This is a genomic window from Bacteroides neonati, from assembly GCF_000499785.1.
Classification (GTDB): Bacteria; Bacteroidota; Bacteroidia; order Bacteroidales; family Bacteroidaceae; genus Bacteroides; species Bacteroides neonati.
The window spans coordinates 38,097-57,994 of record NZ_HG726030.1; the positions used below are offsets into that span (position 1 = coordinate 38,097).

At 46.6% G+C, this 19,898-nt stretch carries 19 protein-coding genes, 1 tRNA gene and 1 rRNA gene; 2 read left to right on the top strand and 19 right to left on the bottom strand.

Features of this window, described 5'->3' with window-relative positions; genetic code table 11:
• Positions 1-83 precede the first annotated feature (83 nt).
• The 4 genes from TY03_RS20840 to TY03_RS20855 all read right to left on the bottom strand — a co-directional run bounded on the left by TY03_RS20840 (position 84) and on the right by TY03_RS20855 (position 5,873).
• On the bottom strand, positions 84-2,393 hold the full coding sequence (locus TY03_RS20840) for a hybrid sensor histidine kinase/response regulator (protein WP_074434227.1): 2,310 nt from the start codon (positions 2,391-2,393) through the stop codon (positions 84-86).
• A gap of 63 nt (positions 2,394-2,456) precedes the next feature.
• Positions 2,457-3,794, bottom strand: coding sequence for an MATE family efflux transporter (locus TY03_RS20845; RefSeq protein WP_042373584.1), 1,338 nt, complete (start codon positions 3,792-3,794; stop codon positions 2,457-2,459).
• Between the two features lie 6 nt (positions 3,795-3,800).
• A complete protein-coding gene (locus TY03_RS20850; protein WP_042373586.1) occupies positions 3,801-5,033 on the bottom strand; it encodes a M16 family metallopeptidase in 1,233 nt (410 codons plus the stop codon).
• A gap of 3 nt (positions 5,034-5,036) precedes the next feature.
• Positions 5,037-5,873 (bottom strand): peptidylprolyl isomerase, encoded by an 837-nt coding sequence (locus TY03_RS20855; protein WP_042373588.1) that lies wholly within the window; start codon positions 5,871-5,873, stop codon positions 5,037-5,039.
• Positions 5,874-5,967: 94 nt separating this feature from the next.
• Here TY03_RS20855 and TY03_RS20860 point away from each other — a divergent pair, with 94 nt between their 5' ends.
• Positions 5,968-7,329, top strand: coding sequence for a sigma-54-dependent transcriptional regulator (locus tag TY03_RS20860; RefSeq protein WP_042373590.1), 1,362 nt, complete (start codon positions 5,968-5,970; stop codon positions 7,327-7,329).
• A 370-nt stretch (positions 7,330-7,699) separates the two neighbouring features.
• On the opposite strand, the gene TY03_RS20865 is transcribed toward TY03_RS20860, so the two are convergent.
• Genes TY03_RS20865 through TY03_RS20875 form a run of 3 tightly spaced genes read right to left on the bottom strand, consistent with a single transcriptional unit; the run spans position 7,700 to position 9,733 of the window.
• Positions 7,700-8,371 (bottom strand): RluA family pseudouridine synthase, encoded by a 672-nt coding sequence (locus TY03_RS20865; RefSeq protein ID WP_042373591.1) that lies wholly within the window; start codon positions 8,369-8,371, stop codon positions 7,700-7,702.
• Positions 8,372-8,380: 9 nt separating this feature from the next.
• Positions 8,381-9,127: a 3-oxoacyl-[acyl-carrier-protein] reductase gene (fabG, locus tag TY03_RS20870; RefSeq protein ID WP_042373593.1), complete on the bottom strand. Its 747-nt coding sequence runs from the start codon at positions 9,125-9,127 to the stop codon at positions 8,381-8,383.
• A gap of 15 nt (positions 9,128-9,142) precedes the next feature.
• Positions 9,143-9,733 carry a TetR/AcrR family transcriptional regulator gene (locus TY03_RS20875; RefSeq protein WP_042373596.1) on the bottom strand — a complete coding sequence of 197 codons (591 nt, stop codon included), beginning with the start codon at positions 9,731-9,733 and terminating at the stop codon, positions 9,143-9,145.
• A 236-nt stretch (positions 9,734-9,969) separates the two neighbouring features.
• Here TY03_RS20875 and TY03_RS20880 point away from each other — a divergent pair.
• Positions 9,970-10,042: transfer RNA gene (locus tag TY03_RS20880), tRNA-Met, on the top strand.
• Positions 10,043-10,438: 396 nt separating this feature from the next.
• On the opposite strand, the gene TY03_RS20885 is transcribed toward TY03_RS20880, so the two are convergent.
• From TY03_RS20885 to rrf, 12 genes are all read right to left on the bottom strand, one after another.
• Positions 10,439-11,230 (bottom strand): hypothetical protein, encoded by a 792-nt coding sequence (locus TY03_RS20885; RefSeq protein ID WP_148335745.1) that lies wholly within the window; start codon positions 11,228-11,230, stop codon positions 10,439-10,441.
• Positions 11,231-11,232: 2 nt separating this feature from the next.
• Complete coding sequence (locus TY03_RS20890) at positions 11,233-11,616, bottom strand: GntR family transcriptional regulator (RefSeq protein ID WP_042373599.1); 384 nt, start codon at positions 11,614-11,616, stop codon at positions 11,233-11,235.
• A gap of 11 nt (positions 11,617-11,627) precedes the next feature.
• Positions 11,628-12,455, bottom strand: a complete 828-nt coding sequence (locus TY03_RS20895; RefSeq protein ID WP_042373602.1) for a hypothetical protein — start codon at positions 12,453-12,455, stop codon at positions 11,628-11,630.
• Positions 12,452-13,306: an ABC transporter ATP-binding protein gene (locus TY03_RS20900; protein ID WP_042373604.1), complete on the bottom strand. Its 855-nt coding sequence runs from the start codon at positions 13,304-13,306 to the stop codon at positions 12,452-12,454. Before TY03_RS20900 ends, TY03_RS20895 begins: the two co-directional genes overlap by 4 nt.
• A 171-nt stretch (positions 13,307-13,477) precedes the next feature.
• Positions 13,478-14,911 carry a tetratricopeptide repeat protein gene (locus TY03_RS20905; RefSeq protein WP_042373606.1) on the bottom strand — a complete coding sequence of 478 codons (1,434 nt, stop codon included), beginning with the start codon at positions 14,909-14,911 and terminating at the stop codon, positions 13,478-13,480.
• 19 nt (positions 14,912-14,930) lie between these two features.
• On the bottom strand, positions 14,931-15,875 hold the full coding sequence (locus tag TY03_RS20910) for a PstS family phosphate ABC transporter substrate-binding protein (protein ID WP_042373619.1): 945 nt from the start codon (positions 15,873-15,875) through the stop codon (positions 14,931-14,933).
• 9 nt (positions 15,876-15,884) lie between these two features.
• Positions 15,885-16,697 (bottom strand): energy transducer TonB, encoded by an 813-nt coding sequence (locus TY03_RS20915; protein ID WP_042373608.1) that lies wholly within the window; start codon positions 16,695-16,697, stop codon positions 15,885-15,887.
• A 21-nt stretch (positions 16,698-16,718) separates the two neighbouring features.
• Positions 16,719-17,378, bottom strand: a complete 660-nt coding sequence (locus TY03_RS20920) for an ExbD/TolR family protein (protein ID WP_042373610.1) — start codon at positions 17,376-17,378, stop codon at positions 16,719-16,721.
• A gap of 12 nt (positions 17,379-17,390) precedes the next feature.
• Complete coding sequence (locus TY03_RS20925) at positions 17,391-17,999, bottom strand: ExbD/TolR family protein (RefSeq protein ID WP_042373612.1); 609 nt, start codon at positions 17,997-17,999, stop codon at positions 17,391-17,393.
• A gap of 30 nt (positions 18,000-18,029) precedes the next feature.
• Positions 18,030-18,842: a MotA/TolQ/ExbB proton channel family protein gene (locus TY03_RS20930; protein ID WP_042373614.1), complete on the bottom strand. Its 813-nt coding sequence runs from the start codon at positions 18,840-18,842 to the stop codon at positions 18,030-18,032.
• A gap of 146 nt (positions 18,843-18,988) precedes the next feature.
• Positions 18,989-19,444, bottom strand: a complete 456-nt coding sequence (locus TY03_RS23240; RefSeq protein ID WP_074434228.1) for a hypothetical protein — start codon at positions 19,442-19,444, stop codon at positions 18,989-18,991.
• 218 nt (positions 19,445-19,662) lie between these two features.
• Positions 19,663-19,773, bottom strand: a 5S ribosomal RNA gene (rrf, locus tag TY03_RS20935).
• Between the last annotated feature and the right edge of the window lie 125 nt (positions 19,774-19,898).

Below are 19,898 nucleotides of genomic sequence, written 5' to 3' on the forward strand. Positions count from 1 at the left end.
AGTGATGCAGGATGAAGGTAAGGGTGATCCTACATCAGGGTAAAGGTGATCCTACATCAAGGTAAGGGTGATCTTACCCCCCTCTACGAGCCACCGTAAAGGGGTTCTCTCCGGACAGCGGCTACGACCGTATGCAGAAGCTCGATGGCCTTGGCAGCGGCAACAGCCGTTTCGACATCCAAAGACGTATGGTCGCGGCACTGCTCAACCAACGCAAGCAGCTTCACAAGCTCGCCTGCCTGCACCAATGTCAATAATGGCAACAACTTGTGTGCTACCGCAGCCAGCGTGGCAGTGTTCTTGTGTGCCAACGCTGCCTCAAAGCGAACAATCTCTTGCTCGGTTTGCTCGACAAAGCTGTTGAGAATCTCCTCTGCCGCCTCCTTATCATCGCCCGAGAAGGCGGTGAGGTTGCCGATGCAGAGCGAAGTACCCGGTGGATTGACCTCGATCCGGGCATCCGGTAGCGGTATATCGGCAACGGGTGCCCAACCTGCCACAGCCAGCTGAAGCTCCGCCACGGTAAAGGGTTTGCGCAATACACCGGCAAAGCCGTGGGCACGAAACTCAGCGACCGACATATCACTGCGCGCCGTCACCGCCATGATGGGGATGGTGCGGGCTTGCTCTATGTTCGAGGCACGGAGCAGTCGCAAGAGGTCGAAGCCATTAATGGCAGGCATCTGCACGTCGGATAGCAGGAGATCGAACGTTTGGGTGCGCAGTGCCTCGGTCAGCTCGTCGAGCTGTTCGCAGCACACAGCCGTAATACCCGCTTGCGTAAGCATGGCGGCGGTAAGGGTGAGTTGAATACGGTCGTCGTCGATAAGCACTACCCTCAAAGAGGCTTCGGGGCGGGCAAGAACGTCTGCTGCGGGAGCTTCGTCGTCTGCTTTATCGCCCGTTGCGCCCCCTTGCGCATGAACGGGATAGAGCGGCAACTGCACGGTAAAGGTGCTCCCTTTCTGCCATACACTGTCGACCTTTATTTCGCCTTCGAGCAAGGTCACGAGCTTGTGTACGATCGAGAGTCCGAGCCCGAAACCCTCTTCGCCCTGTGCACCGGGCAGGCGGGTGAATTCTTGGAAGATGCGCTCGCAGTCGCTCGCTGCCATGCCCTGACCGGTATCGGCTACGGCAAGCGTCAATTGCGAAGCAGCATAGCGAGCGGTGAGCGTTACCGACCCCTGCGTGGTGAACTTGATGGCGTTCGACAGCAGGTTCGTCAGAATCTGGCGGATGCGCAACGGGTCGCTGATAAACGTACCATCGAGTGCCTCATCGACGTCCAGACGCAGGGCAAGCCCCTTCTGCGCCGCCAACGGAGCGAAAGCGGTGTGAACTTCCTCGAGCAAGGGAAGGGGATGAAAGGTGACGCGGTTCATCGTCTCCTTGCGCAAGTCGAGCCGGTGAAAGTCGAGCAGATCGGTCACCAACCGCAACAGGTGTCGCGAGGAGGTGCGCATATTATCGAGGTAGAAACGCTGGCGATCATCGGCAGTGAGGCGAGTCAGCAGGTCTGCATACCCGAGGATAGAGCCCAGCGGTGCTTTGAAGTCGTGCGTGATGGCGAGCATCATCTTTTCGCGTGCCAGCAGCAGATCGTTGGCACGGCGGTTGGCGGCTTCGAGTTCCCGGCGTTGGCGGTTGCTCCGGCCAATGTCGCGCAACACCAAGGTAAGGAACAGGGCGGCGAGCAGCACCGCTCCCACCGCAATACCTGCAATGGCTCGGGCGGAGCGACGACGCAGATCGCTTCCTGCCTGCTCATCCTGATGGGCACGCAGGGTGATGGCCTGTTCGTAAGCACTCACCAAGGAGTCGATGCGGGCGGTAAGTTGGGTGTCGCGCTGCCGGTATCTCACATTGACCCGACGGGTAGCCGGGCGGTGCACCTGCTTCTGTTGGGTAACCGTACGCAAACGCTGGTGCAGAGAGTCGACGGTAGATGAGGGTTCAATAATCGTATCGACACGCAACTCGAGCGACGAGTTGACCAGCAGTGCCGAGTCGTGCTTGGAGGGCACGAAGGCTTCGGCCAGTCGTTTAAAGAAGCCTTTCTTGGGCGGAGTGGTGATGAGCGAATCGCGACGGGTAATGACTCGGTGTTGTACGCGTTGCTGCGTGGAGATGGAGTCTTGCGTAGCGATAATCTCTTCGATCTCGCTCGGTGTAATGGCGGCTTCATTGGCTTCGCTCAACACACGAAGCATTTGAATGGTATTGGTGTCTTTCTGCCGAAGCAGCATCAAGAGGCTGTCTGCCTCCAGATCGCGACGGGTATCGGCAGCCGAGAGCACTTCTACTTCGCGATGAACGAATAGTAGCGAAAGCATCAATATGGCTAAAAGCAGGGTGTAGCCAAGAGCGATTTTCAATTTCGTCGGATTCATGATTCTCTCTTTATCGGGTTCTTCGGGGCAATTGCCGCCTCAGCAGGCAACTACCCCGACTTCTTATTTCGTCTGATGACGGAAGCGCAGCCAAAGCATCACTCCCGCACTCGTCAGTCCAAACGGGAAAGCCATCCATACGCCCACCACGCCCCAGTCGAGCACAAATCCGCAGAAATAACCTACGGGAAGCGAGATGACAAAGTACGATATGAAGGCAATAACCATCATCGGTTTTACGTCCGAGATGCCGCGCAGGGCGTTGGCGAAGTTAATCTGCAACCCGTCGCCAAACTGATAGACCAGCATCGGAATAATCAGGGTAACAACCATTGCCGAAACCTCGGGACTATCGGTAAACCATCCGCCCAAGTGGTTGCGGAACAGGAACACAATGCCCGAAAGCACAATGACCATCACCATCATCAGGTGGAAACCGGCGTAGGCCGAACGGCGCACGTTGACAATATCCGACTGCCCCTTGAAGTTACTCACACGCACCGCCACAGCTGCCCCCATGCCGTAAAACATCATGAAGGTGAACTGCGAGATGGCAGACATAATCTGGTGAGAGGCCAATGCAATGGTGCCCAACCAGCCCACCATGATGGCACTGAGGCTGAAAGAGGCAGTCTCCATACCCATCTGCAAAGCAACGGGCCACCCCAATGCATTGAGACGTGCCAACAGCGCACGCGACCATCCGAAGCGGACAAAGCCGACCTTATACCGAATGAAACGACGGCTGCGCAGGAAGATGAAGACGAAAACAAGCACCATCACAACACGCGAGAAGAGCGTACTGATGCCTGCACCCAACAAGCCAAGCTCCGGAAAGCCCAGATGACCGTTGATCAGGATGTAGTTGCCTATGATGTTGAGCAGGTTTCCGCTCAGTAGTATCCACATGGAAGTACGTGTATCGGTGATGCCGTCGGTAAACTGTTTGAAGCCGTTGAACAGCAACACAAAGACCAGCGAACTGAGCAACACCAGATAGTAGGGTTTAATGAGCGGCATGAGTTCGACAGGCTGCCCAAGGTGATCGATATTCAAGAACAGAATACCCATCAGAGCGGTAAGCAGGAGGCTTACCAAGAAATTGGCGAGCAGGCTGCACCGCAAGGCTTGTCCGGCGGGTGCAAACTGCCGGTTACCATAAAAGCTGCCCACAATGGGGGTTAATCCGTACGAGAAACCCGTACTAAAGATAATGGCAAGGTTAAAGACATTGTTCACAAACGAAGCTGCTGCCAGCTCGTTTGTGCTGTGATGTCCGATCATCAGTGTATCGGCAAAGCCCAGAACGATAACGCCGATCTGGCCGATAACGATGGGAAGACCTAAGTAAAGAAGAGCACGGTAATGGCTCTTATAGGTCTTGAAAAAGGATTCGGTCATAGGTTATTATTGTTTCTTGTAATAGAGTACCACCCCATTGTCGGGGCAAAAAGCCTTCTGCGCTACAGCTCGAAGCTGCTCGGCAGATATGGCACGGTAGTTTTCGACCTCCTTCAACAGGTCTTCGGCCTGCCCGTTAAGCTCGAACCAAGCCAGGTTGGTGGCTACGTTCAGGTAGTTTATATTGCCGAATATCTGGGTAGACTCAAACTTATTCTTCACTTTCTCTAACTCGCCGTCGGCTATCAGTTCGGTTTGCAGTAGGTTCAACTCTTCGCGGATAGCCGCTTCGGCTGCTTCGAGCGATACGCCGGGGGCGGGCTTCCCTTGAATATGAAACAACCCGGCATCCGTACTCCCCGAAATGGAAGCGTCGATACTCGAAAACACGTGCTTCTGCTGTACCAACCGTTGGTTCAGGCGACTGGAGCGTCCGTTACTGAGAATGTCCGACAAGAGGTCGAAGGCATAGTAATCGGGGCTGTGGCGATTGCACATATGAAACGACATAAAGAGGGCATCGAGCGGCACATTGCGCTCTACCGTCAACCGTCTTTCTTCGGTTTGCACGGGCTCCTGGGGCAGGCAACGCACCGGCACTTCGCGACGGGGGATGGGGCCGAACCACTTCTCGGTAAGCTGTACCGCTTCCTCGAACGAAAGGTTGCCGGTAACGGCAAGCACTGCATTGTTGGGAGCATAGAAGCGGAAAAAGAACTCCTTCACCTCTTCGAGCGTAGCATTGGCTATGTGATCGAGCTGCTTGCCGATGGTAGGCCATTGATACGGATGTACGCGATAGGCCAACGGACGAAGCAGATGCCCCACATCGCCGTAAGGCTGATTCAGGCAACGTTGCTTGAACTCCTCCATCACCACACCACGCTGTACTTCGAGACTGCGCTCGTTGAAGTCGAGGCTCAGCATACGATCGGACTCCAACCAGAATCCGGTCTCTACGTTCTGACGCGGAACGGTGAGGTAGTAATTGGTGCTATCGTTATTGGTCCATGCATTGTTCTCGCCACCGGCCAACTGCAACGGGGCATCGTAATCGGGAATGTGTACCGACCCGCCGAACATCAGGTGCTCGAACAAGTGGGCAAAGCCGGTATGATCGGGATGCTCATCACGAGCGCCCACATCATAAAGCAAGTTGAGAGCCACCATCTGTGTGCTCTCGTCCTGCGTATGTACCAGCCGCAAGCCATTGGCGAGCGTGTATTTGCTGATGTTCATGAATTATTCTACCTCCACTTTGATGATCTTCACATCCTCTTCGGGACGGTCACTGCGGTCGGTCTTTACTCCTTGAATCTTATCGACGATATCCATTCCCTCTACCACTTCGCCAAATACGGTGTATTCGTTGTCGAGGTGCGGCGTACCGCCTACCGTAGTATAAGCCTTGATTTGCTCGGGGGTAAAGTGAAAGTCGGGTTGCTTGGCTGCTTCTGCCTCGGCCTCAGCCAAGAGAGTGTCTTGCAGGGCATAGAGTCCCTCTTCGTCATTGGCTTTGCGCATCTTATAAATCTCCTTCATGTGCTTTTGAGCCAAAGCATTGAAGATAGTCGTAAGCTTGTTCTGATTCTTCTGTTGCTCCATGCTCAACAGCGTAGAGTCGTTGTACACCTTTCCGGTAACGATGTAGAACTGACAACCCGAAGAGGCCTTCTTCGGATTCGTTTCATCGCCCTGACGGGCAGCCGAAAGTGCTCCTTTCTTATGGAAATACTGCGGATAAACAAATTCGGCAGGGATCGTATAGCCTACATCGCCCGAACCCAACATCTTGCCCTTGGGTGCGTTCTTTGAATCAGGATCGCCGGCTTGCACCATGAAATCCTTAATCACCCGATGAAAAAGTGTACCTTTATAGGTATCGTTCTTAGCCAACTTAATAAAGTTGTCTCTGTGCTGCGGCGTCTCGTTGTAAAGCTTCACGCGGATAGTGCCCAGCGTTGTTTCAATTTTTAGCATTGTTTCTTTATCCATCTTTTCATCCTTCTTTTGTCCCGATATGCAGGCCGTTGCACCGCACACCAGTATGATTAATACTATTAATAAGTTCTTTTTCATGGTAGTTTCAATTAATTTAAGTCTGCAAATATACGACTTTCATCTAAAACCTCTTACCTTTGTAAGATACAAAAAAGAGTAAAACAACTACAGAATGAAATCAATACTGATAGTAGAAGACGATCTTACCTTCGGGATGATGCTAAAAACGTGGCTGAGCAAGAAGGGCTTCGACGTTTCGTCGGAGAGTAACATCGCTCGTGCGCAAAAACATCTGGAAGAGCAAAGAGCCGATCTGATTCTGTCTGATCTACGTTTGCCCGACCACGACGGCATTCATTTACTCAAATGGATGAACCAAAAGGGGCTTTCGATTCCACTGATCATCATGACCGGATATGCCGATATACAATCGGCCGTACAAGCCATCAAGTTGGGTGCGCGCGACTATGTAGCCAAACCCGTAAACCCCGAAGAGTTATTGAAGAAAATAACCGAAGCCTTGCAAACTCCATCGGCTCCCCCCGCACCTGCTCCCACTCCGGGCAACAACATACGCAAGGGAGATACAGCTGCTGCCGCCAATAAGGATCAAGCTTATCTTGAAGGCGAAAGCGATGCAGCCCGGCAGTTGTACAACTATGTCGATTTAGTGGCACCAACCAATATGTCGGTACTCATTAACGGCGCAAGCGGCACGGGCAAGGAGTATGTGGCGCACCGCATTCATCAACTGAGCAAGCGCAGCAATAAGCCCTTTATTGCCATTGACTGCGGTTCGATTCCCAAAGAGTTGGCAGCCTCTGAGTTTTTCGGCCATGTAAAAGGTTCGTTCACCGGTGCACTGACCGACAAGACAGGTGCTTTCGTTGCAGCTGCCGGAGGCACACTCTTTCTCGACGAGATAGGAAACTTAAGCTATGAGGTACAGATTCAGCTACTGCGTGCCTTGCAGGAAAGAAAAATAAGACCGGTAGGATCGAACCAAGAGATTACGGTCGATGTACGACTCGTATCGGCCACGAACGAGAATCTGGAACAGGGCATCGAACGAGGTGTATTTCGCGAAGACCTCTACCACCGCATCAACGAATTTACGTTGCGTATGCCCGATTTGAAGGAACGGCAGGAGGATATATTGCTCTTTGCCAACTTCTTTCTCGACCAAGCCAACCGGGAACTGGACAAACAGTTGATCGGATTCGACGATAAGGCATCGCGAATGATGCTCGACTACCACTGGCCGGGCAACCTACGCCAGATGAAAAACATCGTTAAGCGAGCCACCCTATTGGCACAAGGTCGGTTTATCACCACTGCCGAACTGGGAGAAGAGCTGAACGAGAGCATACCGGCACCCTCGAGCATCGCTCTGAGAAACGAAGAGACAGAGAAGGAGCGCATACTCGAAGCACTTCGACTGACGGGACATAATAAAAGCAAAGCGGCACAGCTCTTGAATATAGACCGGAAAACTCTCTACAATAAACTAAAGCTATACAGCATCGAACTATAAGGCTGTGGCTATACACAGGAAGTTATCGTGGCGGGGAGTGTGGAATTATTCCACACTCCCCGCCACGGTTTCCACACCTTTCCACAGTATGCGCAACACGGTTGCATTTACCTCTGCGCAATAATTCACTGATCTTACCATACTTACCATTTGCCCCTACACTTTGGCACGTCGTTTGCCCGTATATCTTATATAAACGTTTTATTTCGCATTCATATATTACTTAAACCCTAATATATATAGTACGAACCCATAAAAGCAGATGTGTATGAAAAATTAAGCAAGTGTTCTAACTAAGAAGAAGCCATCCCCTACTTTTTGTCTATTCAGGGGGATGGCTTCTTTCTTTATATAAATGCAAGAGGATGGATCAAAACATTTCAAATCCATTCCATAAATTACCGTCGGGTACGGGAGCATCGAGCTCAATACACTCTTTGGACACCGGATGTATAAACCGGACATGCCGCGAATGCAAACAGATACTGGCATCGGGGTTGGAACGCGGGAAGCCGTACTTCAGATCGCCTTTAATGGGGCAACCCATCTTTGCCAACTGACACCGAATCTGATGATGACGACCTGTCTGAAGGTCTATCTCCAGCAGAAAATAATTGTCCGAACGACCAATCAGCCGATAATTCAGAATCGCCTTCTTGCTGTTGGGCACCTCCTTATCGTAGGCATAGCTTTTGTTTTGCTTCTCGTTGCGCACCAGGTAATGCACCAGTTCGCCTTCGGGCTCTTTGGGTGCATTCTTCACAATGGCCCAATAGGTTTTCTTCACCTCGCTGTTCTTGAACATATCGTTCAGGCGGGGCAGGGCTTTACTGGTTTTGGCAAAAATAACAAGCCCGCTTACGGGCCGATCCAGGCGGTGGGTAACACCTACAAAGACATTGCCGGGCTTATTGTACTTCTCTTTCAGATACTGTTTAACGGTTTCGGAAAGCGGTGTATCTCCGGTTTTATCTCCCTGAACAATCTCGGAAGCGGACTTATTAACGACAATCAGATGATTGTCTTCGTATATGACAGTCATGCGTATGAATTACATATTCATACCGCCATCGACTTGAATCACCTGACCGGTTACATACGAAGCAAGATCGGAAGCCAGGAAGGTAGCTACGTTTGCCACATCCTCGGGTGTACCTCCACGACGCAATGGAATCTTCTTAGCCCATTCGGTTCTTACTTCTTCAGACAGAGCAGCCGTCATATCGGTAATGATGAATCCGGGAGCAATGGCATTGGCACGTACGCCACGAGAACCCAGTTCTTGTGCGATAGACTTGGCCAGCGCAATCATACCCGCTTTAGAAGCTGAGTAGTTGGCTTGTCCGGCGTTGCCATGAACACCTACCACAGAGGCCATGTTGATGATATTACCTGACTTTTGACGCATCATGATCGGCGTACAAGCATGTACAAAGTTGAAAGCCGACTTGAGGTTTACATTGATAACCATGTCCCACTGTTGCTCGCTCATACGCATCATCAAACCATCGCGGGTGATACCGGCGTTGTTTACCAGAATATCGATGCTACCAAAATCCTTGTGAATCTCTGCAACAACCTTGGCTGTATCTTCAAAGTTGGCTGCATTCGAAGCATATCCTTTGGCTTTTACACCCATTGCCTCAATTTCTTTGGCTGTATTCTCTGCATTATCGTCAATTACGAGGTCGGTAAACGCAATATTAGCTCCTTCAGAAGCAAACTTCAAAGCGATAGCTTTACCAATACCACGAGCAGCACCGGTTACGATAGCTGTTTTTCCATCTAATAATCCCATACTAAAATTTATTTATTAATGATCAATTCTATGAAGTGCGCCAAACACAATGTTGGCAACGTATTTCTTTCGGGTTTCCATATCGAGGTTGCTGCCTATGTGGCCGCGTATATAAGGAACTTCGATCCCTTTTACACAATAATGCACCAAGGCGGCCGTCATGTCTACATCGTCAATGCGAAACACTCCTTTTTCTTTGCCCTCTTGCAATACCCCTTTGAAGAGTATCATCTCTTTGGTGTCAAATTTCTTTCGTACCTTCTCTACTCTCCAAATATCGCGAAAGAAAACAGCACGAAGCGTGCCATTGCGATAAACAACTTCTTTTACCGCATCGAGACGGGTGTAAATCATCTCCATTATCTTTATATCGGGAGACATATCTTTTTCGGCCACACGCTTCATCATATCCGAAAGGATATCCAACTCAGACTCTACCACAGCCGAATAAATCTCATCCTTACTTTTGAAATAAGTATATAGCGTTCTTCTACCCTTTTTGGAAGCAAGCGCGATGTCATTCATCGTGGTATTCTCCACTCCCATCTTGGCAAAAAGCTGACGGGCAACGTCAACCAGCTTTGCTTTCGTTTTTGATATAGCCATAGGTTACAATTGCACATTACTGAATAATCTGAGCAAAAGTAACGTTTTTCTTGCGATCATACAAGAAAAGAGGAATATTATTAACATTTGTATGTAAATATAGAACGCAAAAATAAATGCACATACAACAGTCTTACGCACAGCTAATTACGAAAGAAACGCATTTTTTATTGAAAAATAAGCAGTGAATAATTTGCATGCTAACAAAAAAGCAGTACCTTTGCACTCACAATGATCGCGGAGTGGAGCAGTTGGTAGCTCGTTGGGCTCATAACCCAAAGGTCGTCTGTTCGAGTCAGGCCTCCGCAACTAAGAAAAGAGAGAAGTATAACGCTTCTCTCTTTTTCTGTTTTACCCCGGCAGAGTTCCGGATTATACGGAAGCCCCAAACTCCTTTCCCCCTCATTTTAACACTGTTAATTGATTTCCCTCGCGTAGTTCTACTCTGGAACAAGAGTATATATTCTTGGTATCAAAGAGTACGTACTCCTGGATATCAAAAGTACGTAGTTAACACTCCCTTAAAATAGTACTCTTGTAAACAAAGAAACGGTGCCTCGGACAAAGTGCAAGAAAAAGATCATACATCACTAATATACAGATGCTTGTAGAAACTAATATCTTATCCGGATTGATAAGGGCTATATAAAAAGAGGGATTGAACAACTTCAATCCCTCTCAATAACTATAACCGGATTTGTTGGGTTAGTTAACAGACGATATACTTGCCGAATCCTTCAATACCACCTGCAATTTGGCCTTCGAGCTTTTGGGTATCCAGTACACGTGCCGACATTCACTCTTTTGCCATTCATTATAATGTGTGTCACTTCCGGTGAGATACTCATTCTCTATCCGACAGTTATTGACACTCCAGTCGCCCATCCCATCCAAATCAAGGTGAACATCTGTTACCTGACTTTTCAGTAACTTGAACCGATAGGTATCTTGCACCGAAAGCGCACGAAGCGAACAAGAGTCGACCTTCAGGGCATGGGCAACCAATGAGAGAGAATCGGCAGTAATACCCGATAGGTTGACTGTAAGGTCTCTGATATCGCTTCGAACAGCCAACAGAGAGGGGTCGACCGTCAATGTCATGGGAGAACAGCTCATCGCTATCCAGTTACGTTTTTTGTAAGAATCGGATAGATTATCTTTCGATACGTTCACTGTAATACACAACGTATCCTGCTTCGACACCACCGAAAGGTAGGGAGCTAAATCTTCCGGATACGTAAACACTTGCTTTCCTCCCTGCATAGGCAACACATTCAAATCGCCATACAGAGATACCTCTTTGTACCCAAGATCTTTCTCCACCTGCATGTGCAGATCGACCACACGAAAAGCAGATACATCCATGCTGATGGGTTTAGTATTAAAAACAAGCGATTCACGCGGGGTCCCGAAAGAAAAAGTAAGAATGGTCATAGCGGCCACAAACACCACTCCCGACACGAGGACTCCGATTAATATTTTTGTTGTACACTTCATAATTAGTCAATTCTACGGTTACTATTCTTGTGAATATATTCTTGATACATAGCCGACAATTCGTCTGCCGAGATATTCAATGTAGCAAGCTGATGAAAGAAGTAGTTTACCTCTTCTTTCAAAAAAACATCCCGACGAAGAGAACGGATCAGCTCTTTGGCACCGGACGAAACGAAATAGCCGATGCCACGCTTATTATAAATAATGTTCTGCGACTGTAGATAGTCAAACGAGCGCATGGTTGTATTGGCATTTACCTCTACAATAGCGGCATATTCTCGCACAGAGGGAATACGCTCCTCTTCGGGGTAATGGCCTAATAGTATTTCGTCCGAAATACGATCGGCTATTTGCAAATAAATGGCTTTACTTTCTTTAAAGTTCATAGGTTAATGTATTACATTCGATTGATAATCTCCGACTCCTTAAAGCGGAAGTAGGCAAGCACCCAGTTAAACAGAGCAAAACACCAGCAGCCGATACATGCGATAATCAACACTCTTTCTTGGGTCAATGTGGCACCAAACCAATAGTAGGTATTAACATTTTTCATCAAATCAGTTATACCAAGGGCTATTAGTATATAAACCACCACAATCACTACTCCGGCGGCAAATGTTTTGATAAATGCATTCTTAGGCCAAATGGAGCTTCCAAGCACAAAGCAGGACTGAAAGAAGAAATAAACAGCGATAAAAGCATTTAACTCTTCGACCGACTTAAATAGTGTAAAATATTCTTTTCCATTACCTACGAAATGAGAAAGAGGTAAAGGAGCGATGGCTTTCAACTCGGGATAGATGAGCGAATAGACCAATACACGGGTATAGTCGGCCAGACGGAAAGCGATCAAAAAAACAATCAGAAAAACGACAGTAGAAATAACCCAATGCGAGAAGTATTTCTCGAACGAGGTAGCTGGAGTCATCAACTCGGAAAGCCGACTTATTTTTGTTTTCATTCTTTCCATCGTGAACGATGCACTTATAATGCCAAACCCCATCAATGTCCAAACAAAAAAAATCATACTAAACTGCCATATACTATCATCATTGGCCAGCTCTATTTTATACCTATATTCAAAATAAGCGCTCCACATCAGGATAATAACCATCACTCCATACATCATCACGAAACGGAGCACATTGGTCTTCCAACTCTCGACCATGTTTTTGCGACACAAATTCACAAAACGGGGCATGTAGAAAAAAGTATCTTTGATCATCGTTCATTCATTTTGGTGTGAAACAATTGAGCTATCTGTTCGGGTAAGGCTAAAGTAGCGTTGAAAAGCAGTTCGAGGTTCACTTCAGACTCTTCGCCATGCGTGTTGGGTAGAATCATCATATGCCCCTGTACGGTAGGCGATGAGAAGAGAGACTCCTCGGAGGATTCACGGCTATCGCTCTCGACAAACAACAGCTTCTCGCTCACTTCAGCAATCGACTGATCGAGAAGCACACGGCTGTTATCCATAATGAGTACATGATCGAGCACATGATCAATATCCCGCACATGATGGGTAGAGATCAGGATCGTTTTGTCATCGCTCATACCCGAAGCAATAAACTTGCGGAATTGGCTTTTTCCGGGAATATCAAGACCGTTGGTCGGCTCGTCCATCAATAACAGTGAGGTGTTGGTAGCCAAAGCAAAGCTCATAAAGACTTTTTTCTTCTGTCCCATGGACAACTCGCCCAAGTTCACCTCAAGATCCATCTCAAAATAGTGAAGGTATTTCATCATGTCCTCTTTACTAAAACGAGGGTAAAAGGGACTGTTCAACTCAATATAACTAACGAGCGAAACAGCCGGCAACTCAAACTCCTCGGGCACCAGAAAGATATCCTGCAAAGTAACCGGTAGCCGCCGACGCACGTCGGTGTGGTTGAATAACACCTTCCCACTCTTGGGAGTTAGCAAACCCGACATGAGGTAAAGCAGCGTGGATTTTCCCGCGCCATTCTTACCAAGCAATCCGTAAACACGCCCTTGCTGTAGCGAGAGCGAGAAATCGTGCAGCACAGCACGCTTCGATTTACGGTAAACAAACGAAAGATTTTCTACTGAAATCATAGTAATAATGATCTATAATTAGCAAATACGGTGTATTAGTACAATAGTACACTGCAAATATAGATATTATTTTAAATGAAACAAGCATGAAGCAAGAAAAAAATAAAAAAAAGAGGAGGAGCTAAGATCACTCTCCACTCCTCCTTACACGACAAACAACTAAAATTATTACTATTTGAGGCCGTCCAATGCTTTTTTAGCAGTAGCATTAGCGGGGTCTATAGCCAGAATTTTATTCCAGTATTCCTTGGATTCGGGTAGCTTATTGGCTACCAGGTAGTAATATCCCAGGTAACTGTAGCACTCGATGAGTGCCGGATTATATCGCGGGTCGTTTTTGCCGGTAAGCAAAGTAACTATACCTTCATAATAAGGTTTAGCCAACCCCTGCGATGTTTCGGGATCTAATGCCGAATTGGTACGTGCACGCCAGAAATTACCCAAATAACTATCGGGAGCTGCTTGGGCAATCACAGCAAAAACAGAATCGGCCGATGCAAGAGCAGCCTTTCGGCCTACGGCGTTAATAACCAATGAGTCGGTCTGTGTGCCTTGTCCGTAGTAAAGTTTTCCCAACTGAAACTGCATATCGGGTGTTTGCTTATCCGCGGGCAAAGTGGCGTAATACTGTTTGTAGGCAGCAATGGCCTCGGGATAATGATTACCATTTTCATAGGCAGTCGATATCTCACGCCACAGGTCGGTCTTGGTAGGATCTAACTCCAAAGCCTTTTTATATTGTACAACGGCTTCGTCGTACTTCTTCACCGCATTGAGCAGATGACCAAAATACATATAATCCAGGTAGGAGAAATCGGCTTTGTCTGAAGAGTTAAAGAAAGCAGTAGCTGCTTTTTGCGCTTCGTCATAGCGTTTTAGGTCGGTATAGTTATACATGGCCAACCGATTGAAGGCAGCATGACGGCTGTTGCGCTGCAAGCCTTTATTGGCAATATCAAGAGATTGTTCAAACTTATGGCTCAAAAAGAGTGCAAAGGCATACTTCATCAAGTCGTCCTCTGTAGCTTCGGGTGAATTAATAAAACGAGAATAGGCATCGGCAGCCTTGTCAAAACGGTTATTGAGATAGTAAATCTCAGCCAGTTTCTTATCAGGAACCGTGCTGGTAGGGTTTATGGCCCGGAGTTGCTCCAACTTTTCAATAGCGAGCTGAGGGCTCGCTCCTTTGTATACATCGGCAAACTTGAGATATGCTTCTTCGCATTTAGGATCAAAGAAGATGGCTTGCTCGTATAGCTGACAAGCAGTGCCGGCCTCTTTCTTAGCTACGGCAATATCGCCCTCAAGAACCGAAGCAATCGCTGATCGAGGGTTTATTTTCTTGGCCAGCGCCAAATAAGTTTCTGCTTCGGGAAGCTTGCCTGCATCGAGGTATGCATTGCCCAAAGCTACGACCAGTTCCAGATTTTTTTTGTTTTTCCCTTTCAGCAACAACTCTGCTTCATCTGTTGCTTGTGTAGGGTTACTTTGTATCAGACCTTTTACTCGATCAACTCCGGCTTTCCAATCGCTATCTGCCGATTGTGCCATAAGTGGACCGATTGCTATTAATACACCAACTAAAAATAATTGAATTCGTTTCATTGTAATAAAATTTTAGTTATCATTCGTCTTTTACGTCTACCACACGCACCGGTTGTGTTGCCGGAACGAGGCCTGACTTTAATATAATTCGTTGTCCTCTGTCGGAGGTTAAAAAAGAAGCAAATCCCCAAGGTAATGCATTGCGAGGATCGTTTAATAAAATATAAATCGGACGTGCCAACGGATAATCGCCGTAAAACAGATAAGCCTGATAGGGTTTATAACTGTTTTCGGGTGTTGCCACATCGTCTGCACTGACAGACATTACACTGATTTCCTTGCGGAACGACAGATTGGTCGTATCGGCACGATTGCCCAGCCAGTTTACGCCAATCACTCCAATAGCATCGCGTGTTTTTGCTACATAATCAATCACCTGTTGATTGGTATTCATCGCTTTCACACCCGAGGCGGAAAGAGGTTTTCCACCGCAAACCGAATCAATGGCAAAGCGCACCGTACTGGAGTTCTTATTATCAAACACTACCGTAATATCCATGGCCGGTGAGGCCGGGTAAATCGATTTCCAATTACTGACTTCGCCGGTAAGTATCCGACGAATATCGCGTACACTGATTAATGTATCCGGATTTTGACGATTCACAATCAACGCCAACCCGTCGGTCGCCAACTTTATCTCCCGGGGAAAGAACTTACGGCTATGAAAAGAGTTCATCTCTTCGGCAGTAAGTCGGCGGGTGGTTATGGCCAGCCGCACGCTGTCTTTGAGCAGCAGATTAATCGCTTCGACTTCGGTTGTGTATCGAGGAACAACTCCGGCTAAAGGGAACAGACCCTCGAATACCTCTATCTCCTCTTGCACGATAGGCCGGAAACTTTCGTCGGCAGCTATTTCTATGACTCCAGACGTATACGTATCTGTCAGACCATCTTTCGGCTTCGAGTTACAGGCGGTAAGCGCGATCAAAAGCCATGCGCCCATTAGCCAGAATTGTTTCTTCATTTTCATTTGTTATTGCAATTTAAATACGATAGGAACTGTATATTTCACCGATACGGATTTACCGTTTTGCTTTCCCGGAATCCAGGGAGGCATGGAACGAATTACGCGAATCGCCTCTTTATCGCAATACGGATCGAGTGAGCGAACTACACTTACATCACGCACCTGACCATCTTTACCTACTACGAACTGGCAGATAACACGACCTTGTGTTCCATTCTCCTGAGCAATAGTGGGATACTTCATGTGTTCGGCGATGTACTTCATCAACTCGGTATTTCCACCGGGAAACTGAGGCATTTGCTCTACCATATCAAAGACCTCTTCGACCGGGTCGGCTTGTGTCACTACTTGTTTCAGGTCGGCAATATCTTTACCGTTTGCTTCATCGTTTCCTTTTACATCGGCAATGGAGATCGCTACCTTCGTCTCAGTCAAGTCTTTCTGACTTTTCATTTCGTCTTCATCGCGCACTTCTTCATCTTTCTTAATGACAGGAGCGGTAAACTTGATCGAACTTTTCAGTGCAGGAGGAGGAGGAGCCAATGGTTCGGGCTTCTTCATCTCGTCCTGTTTTACTTCGGGTTCGTCCAATTGTGACAAGGTAGTTACCTCGGTCATCACTTCTTTTTGTGCAGGGGTAGCCAGTTTAATCAGGGTAGGTATGCTAAAGCCGATAAAGGCAATAATCACCACCACGATCATAGCTACCGTATGCCGCCTGGGAGAGTTGGCACGCATTCTGTAAGCGCCATACGCCTTATTTTTACCTTCAAAAATAAGATCACACCATTCGGCAGAAGTCAAATCTATTTTAGCCATTTTACTTTTTGTTTTTAGGTGTTACTTATTTTGGGCAGTATCAGGCAAGGGCTCACCGTTCTTCTGCATCAAATTTCCAATCATGACTTTATCACCGTCTTCAATGTCTGTAATCACATACTTGCCGATGTTGCATATCTGCATTTCATCCAATGCGTCGATCAGGTTGTTGTAAGTTGCGTCGTCGGTCGCTTTGATGATAACCGTCGGCGTGTTCTTTCCTCCCTTAATTTCGGCAAGTTGTTTTTCAAACTCATCCTGTGATATTTTCAGTTCCAGTTTCTGCTGCTTCAGTTCTTCGACTTTGCGCACTGCAGCTGCATTTTTCTTCAAAAGCATTGCCCGTAATCCATCCGGCTTATACGAAATCTCGGTCAAGTTACTATAATCCGCGTTTGGCAATCCTTCATAATAATACACTCGGTCACCGTGTCCCAACAGTAAGGTGATTGCTTGTGAGGCTTTCACTTTACTCTGCTGCTCTTCAGTAATGTTCTTATCGTTGCTTGGCATGCTTATCTCCATCGTCTGAGGCTTGCTCAGCGAGGTACAAAGCATGAAGAAAGTAATCAGCAACATGTTCATGTCGACCATTGGCGTAAAGTCTACGCGAACCGACATCTTCTTCTGTTTACTGCCTTTTCCTTTCTTTTTAGCACTTTCTTGTACTTCAGCACTCATAGTATATTCTTTTTATTTTTCATCAGAAGTTGTCTTCAAAGAAGTAATCAGGTTGTACCGATTCTCTCTGAGGTCCTGAAGCGAGTTCATAACTTGTTTAATTACAACGTATGGAGTGGCTGCATCGGCTTTGATAGCAATACGGAAATCGGGGTTTACGGCTCGGGCATTGCGTACCCAAGATTTAAATTGATTATCCAAACTATCGCAAGGGATACCGGCAGTTTTCAGTACTTCATCCTGTTTCTCTTGAGACAGTTCCAAATACTTCTTCATGCTTTTCATTGGCACACCAAACGTTGAAGAAAGCATAAACTTCTTCGTCTCATCCGGTGTAAAGGTAACTCCATACTCTTCTCCCATACTGGCAAGCGTGGCCTTTAAATCGGCTTGCTTGTCCATGCTCATAAAAATCTTTCCATTCGGATCGACTAGTATCGACAAGATATTCGTTTCCGGTATTTTTATTTCGGAAACAGAGGCAGGAGTAGTAACTGTTACCGGTTCCTTTTTCACGAATGTTGATGTCAACATGAAAAAGGTAAGCAGCAAAACAGTTACGTCACTCATCGCCGTCATGTCGATGAACGTACTTTTCTTTTTGATTTTCGCTCTACCCATGATATTATTAGTTAGTAAGGGTTAGCCCGATTATTTATGAGTTGCTGCAAATGTCTGTACGATAGAGAATCCAACTTCGTCGAGACTGTAAGTCAGCTTATCAATTTTATTAGTAAAGTAGTTATAAGAGATTACAGCCAATGCACCGGTAAGGATACCGAAAGCTGTATTGATCAAAGCCTCAGAGATACCCTGAGAGAGTGCCATTGAGTCGGCCGAACCACCAGCTGCCAGAGCGGCAAATGAACGGATCATACCGATAACCGTACCGAGCAATCCCATCAATGTACCGAGTGTAGTGATTGTACCGATAATAGGCAAGTTTTGCTCCATCATAGGCAATTCAAGCGCAGTAGCTTCTTCCAATTCTTTCTGAATAGCCAGAATCTTTTGCTCTTTCGTCACAGTGTTGTCATTTTCCATCTCTTGATACTTTCTCAGTGTAGCAGTAACCACATTGGCTACAGAACCACGTTGAGCATCGCATACTTCTTGTGCTTTGCGCATATCACCCGAAGCCAATGCTTCTTTGATATTCTTCACAAATTTGGTCAACGATCCTCTACCGAAAGCTGAACGAATAGCAAAGTAACGTTCGATACTCAAAGCCAATACGGTCAACAACAGTGTTTGGATAATAGGTACAATAACACCTCCCTTGTAAATAGTGCCTAAGAAATTGCCTGGTAGCGGATGGTTGTTAGGATCATTGTTCATAAAGTTTGCAGGGTTTCCCAACAAGAAATGATAGATACAAATAGCCAATACAAGACAGCAGACCATTACTAATCCAGCAGATTTAATACCTGTAAATGAGGCAGACTTTTTTTGAATAGTTTCCATAATGAGTTTTGTTAAAAAGATAAATTTGTTATTTAATTATTGAGGTAAGTAAGCAGTAAAAACGCAACACACCACCACCTACACCATTTTGAATCATCAAAATCGCACAGCAATAAGGTAGCATACCGCAGTAAATAAGAAAGGAGTTAAATAAGTATTCGTCTTAATGCAAACACATAGTATTCACAGCTCGGTCGAGCAATATGCGATTCCTTATCCGAATGATAATTTTTACTTTTGTCTAATACCAACAAATTTTCTCTTAAACACAACCCGTAAAGAAGACCCTTAAAAAAGTCTGAGAGCTCAATAACCCGACGGCTTCGCAGGCTATTAGAAGTAGAGTAGCTCTCGGAACATAATTTAAAGCCCAATTCAACGTCTGAAAACGACAACGCAAGCATTTTATTGCAATAAATCTTATCGCCAATGCTGCCTAATGTCAAGCCATCCGAATGAGAGCATTCGGATATGTCAAATGAAGTACACCCTTGCGAGAAGCACTTATCTGATGTAGATGCAAAATTCCTACTATCACCACTTTTGCTAAACACTAGCATTAGTAGGATAAATGTGAATATGAATTTTACAGAAGTTTTCATCGTATGCTTTACAATAATGGTCTCGTTCTAAATCGGCGGTAAATGTAATAACAAATAATGTATTATATAAACATTTTACATCTTTTAATGTGTGATTTCTAAAACTAAATTTAGAACACACTTCCAAGATATTTTGTTTAAGTAAATAGAAAGAAAATGAAAAACTTATATAACGCAAAACGTCCCGTCAGTCTGATCGACTAACGGGACGTTTCTAAAAATGGCGGCTACCTACTCTCCCACTGTTACGCAGTACCATCGGCGTGATCAGGCTTAACTTCTCTGTTCGGAATGGGAAGAGGTGGAACCCTGATGCTATAGCCACCTAAATAAGGTTGACATGACAAAAACCAAAAAAGAATCATTCTAGCAAAGCTAAAGGGATATACCAACCATACACCTATAAGAAGAAAGTGTAACGGGCAATTAGTAAGGCTCGGCTTTGATGTTACCA

Coding starts and splice junctions, on each gene's coding strand:
- TY03_RS20900 (WP_042373604.1), bottom strand. CDS start 13,306: ATGATTTCAGTAGAAAATCTTTCGTTTGTTTACCGTAAATCGAAGCGT.
- fabG (WP_042373593.1), bottom strand. CDS start 9,127: ATGGGATTATTAGATGGAAAAACAGCTATCGTAACCGGTGCTGCTCGT.
- TY03_RS20905 (WP_042373606.1), bottom strand. CDS start 14,911: ATGAAACGAATTCAATTATTTTTAGTTGGTGTATTAATAGCAATCGGT.
- TY03_RS20855 (WP_042373588.1), bottom strand. CDS start 5,873: ATGAAAAAGAACTTATTAATAGTATTAATCATACTGGTGTGCGGTGCA.
- TY03_RS20920 (WP_042373610.1), bottom strand. CDS start 17,378: ATGAGTGCTGAAGTACAAGAAAGTGCTAAAAAGAAAGGAAAAGGCAGT.
- TY03_RS20915 (WP_042373608.1), bottom strand. CDS start 16,697: ATGGCTAAAATAGATTTGACTTCTGCCGAATGGTGTGATCTTATTTTT.
- TY03_RS20925 (WP_042373612.1), bottom strand. CDS start 17,999: ATGGGTAGAGCGAAAATCAAAAAGAAAAGTACGTTCATCGACATGACG.
- TY03_RS20865 (WP_042373591.1), bottom strand. CDS start 8,371: ATGACTGTCATATACGAAGACAATCATCTGATTGTCGTTAATAAGTCC.
- TY03_RS20845 (WP_042373584.1), bottom strand. CDS start 3,794: ATGACCGAATCCTTTTTCAAGACCTATAAGAGCCATTACCGTGCTCTT.
- TY03_RS20875 (WP_042373596.1), bottom strand. CDS start 9,733: ATGGCTATATCAAAAACGAAAGCAAAGCTGGTTGACGTTGCCCGTCAG.
- TY03_RS20850 (WP_042373586.1), bottom strand. CDS start 5,033: ATGAACATCAGCAAATACACGCTCGCCAATGGCTTGCGGCTGGTACAT.
- TY03_RS20930 (WP_042373614.1), bottom strand. CDS start 18,842: ATGGAAACTATTCAAAAAAAGTCTGCCTCATTTACAGGTATTAAATCT.
- TY03_RS23240 (WP_074434228.1), bottom strand. CDS start 19,444: ATGAAAACTTCTGTAAAATTCATATTCACATTTATCCTACTAATGCTA.
- TY03_RS20895 (WP_042373602.1), bottom strand. CDS start 12,455: ATGATCAAAGATACTTTTTTCTACATGCCCCGTTTTGTGAATTTGTGT.
- TY03_RS20885 (WP_148335745.1), bottom strand. CDS start 11,230: ATGAAGTGTACAACAAAAATATTAATCGGAGTCCTCGTGTCGGGAGTG.
- TY03_RS20860 (WP_042373590.1), top strand. CDS start 5,968: ATGAAATCAATACTGATAGTAGAAGACGATCTTACCTTCGGGATGATG.
- TY03_RS20890 (WP_042373599.1), bottom strand. CDS start 11,616: ATGAACTTTAAAGAAAGTAAAGCCATTTATTTGCAAATAGCCGATCGT.
- TY03_RS20840 (WP_074434227.1), bottom strand. CDS start 2,393: ATGAATCCGACGAAATTGAAAATCGCTCTTGGCTACACCCTGCTTTTA.
- TY03_RS20910 (WP_042373619.1), bottom strand. CDS start 15,875: ATGAAGAAACAATTCTGGCTAATGGGCGCATGGCTTTTGATCGCGCTT.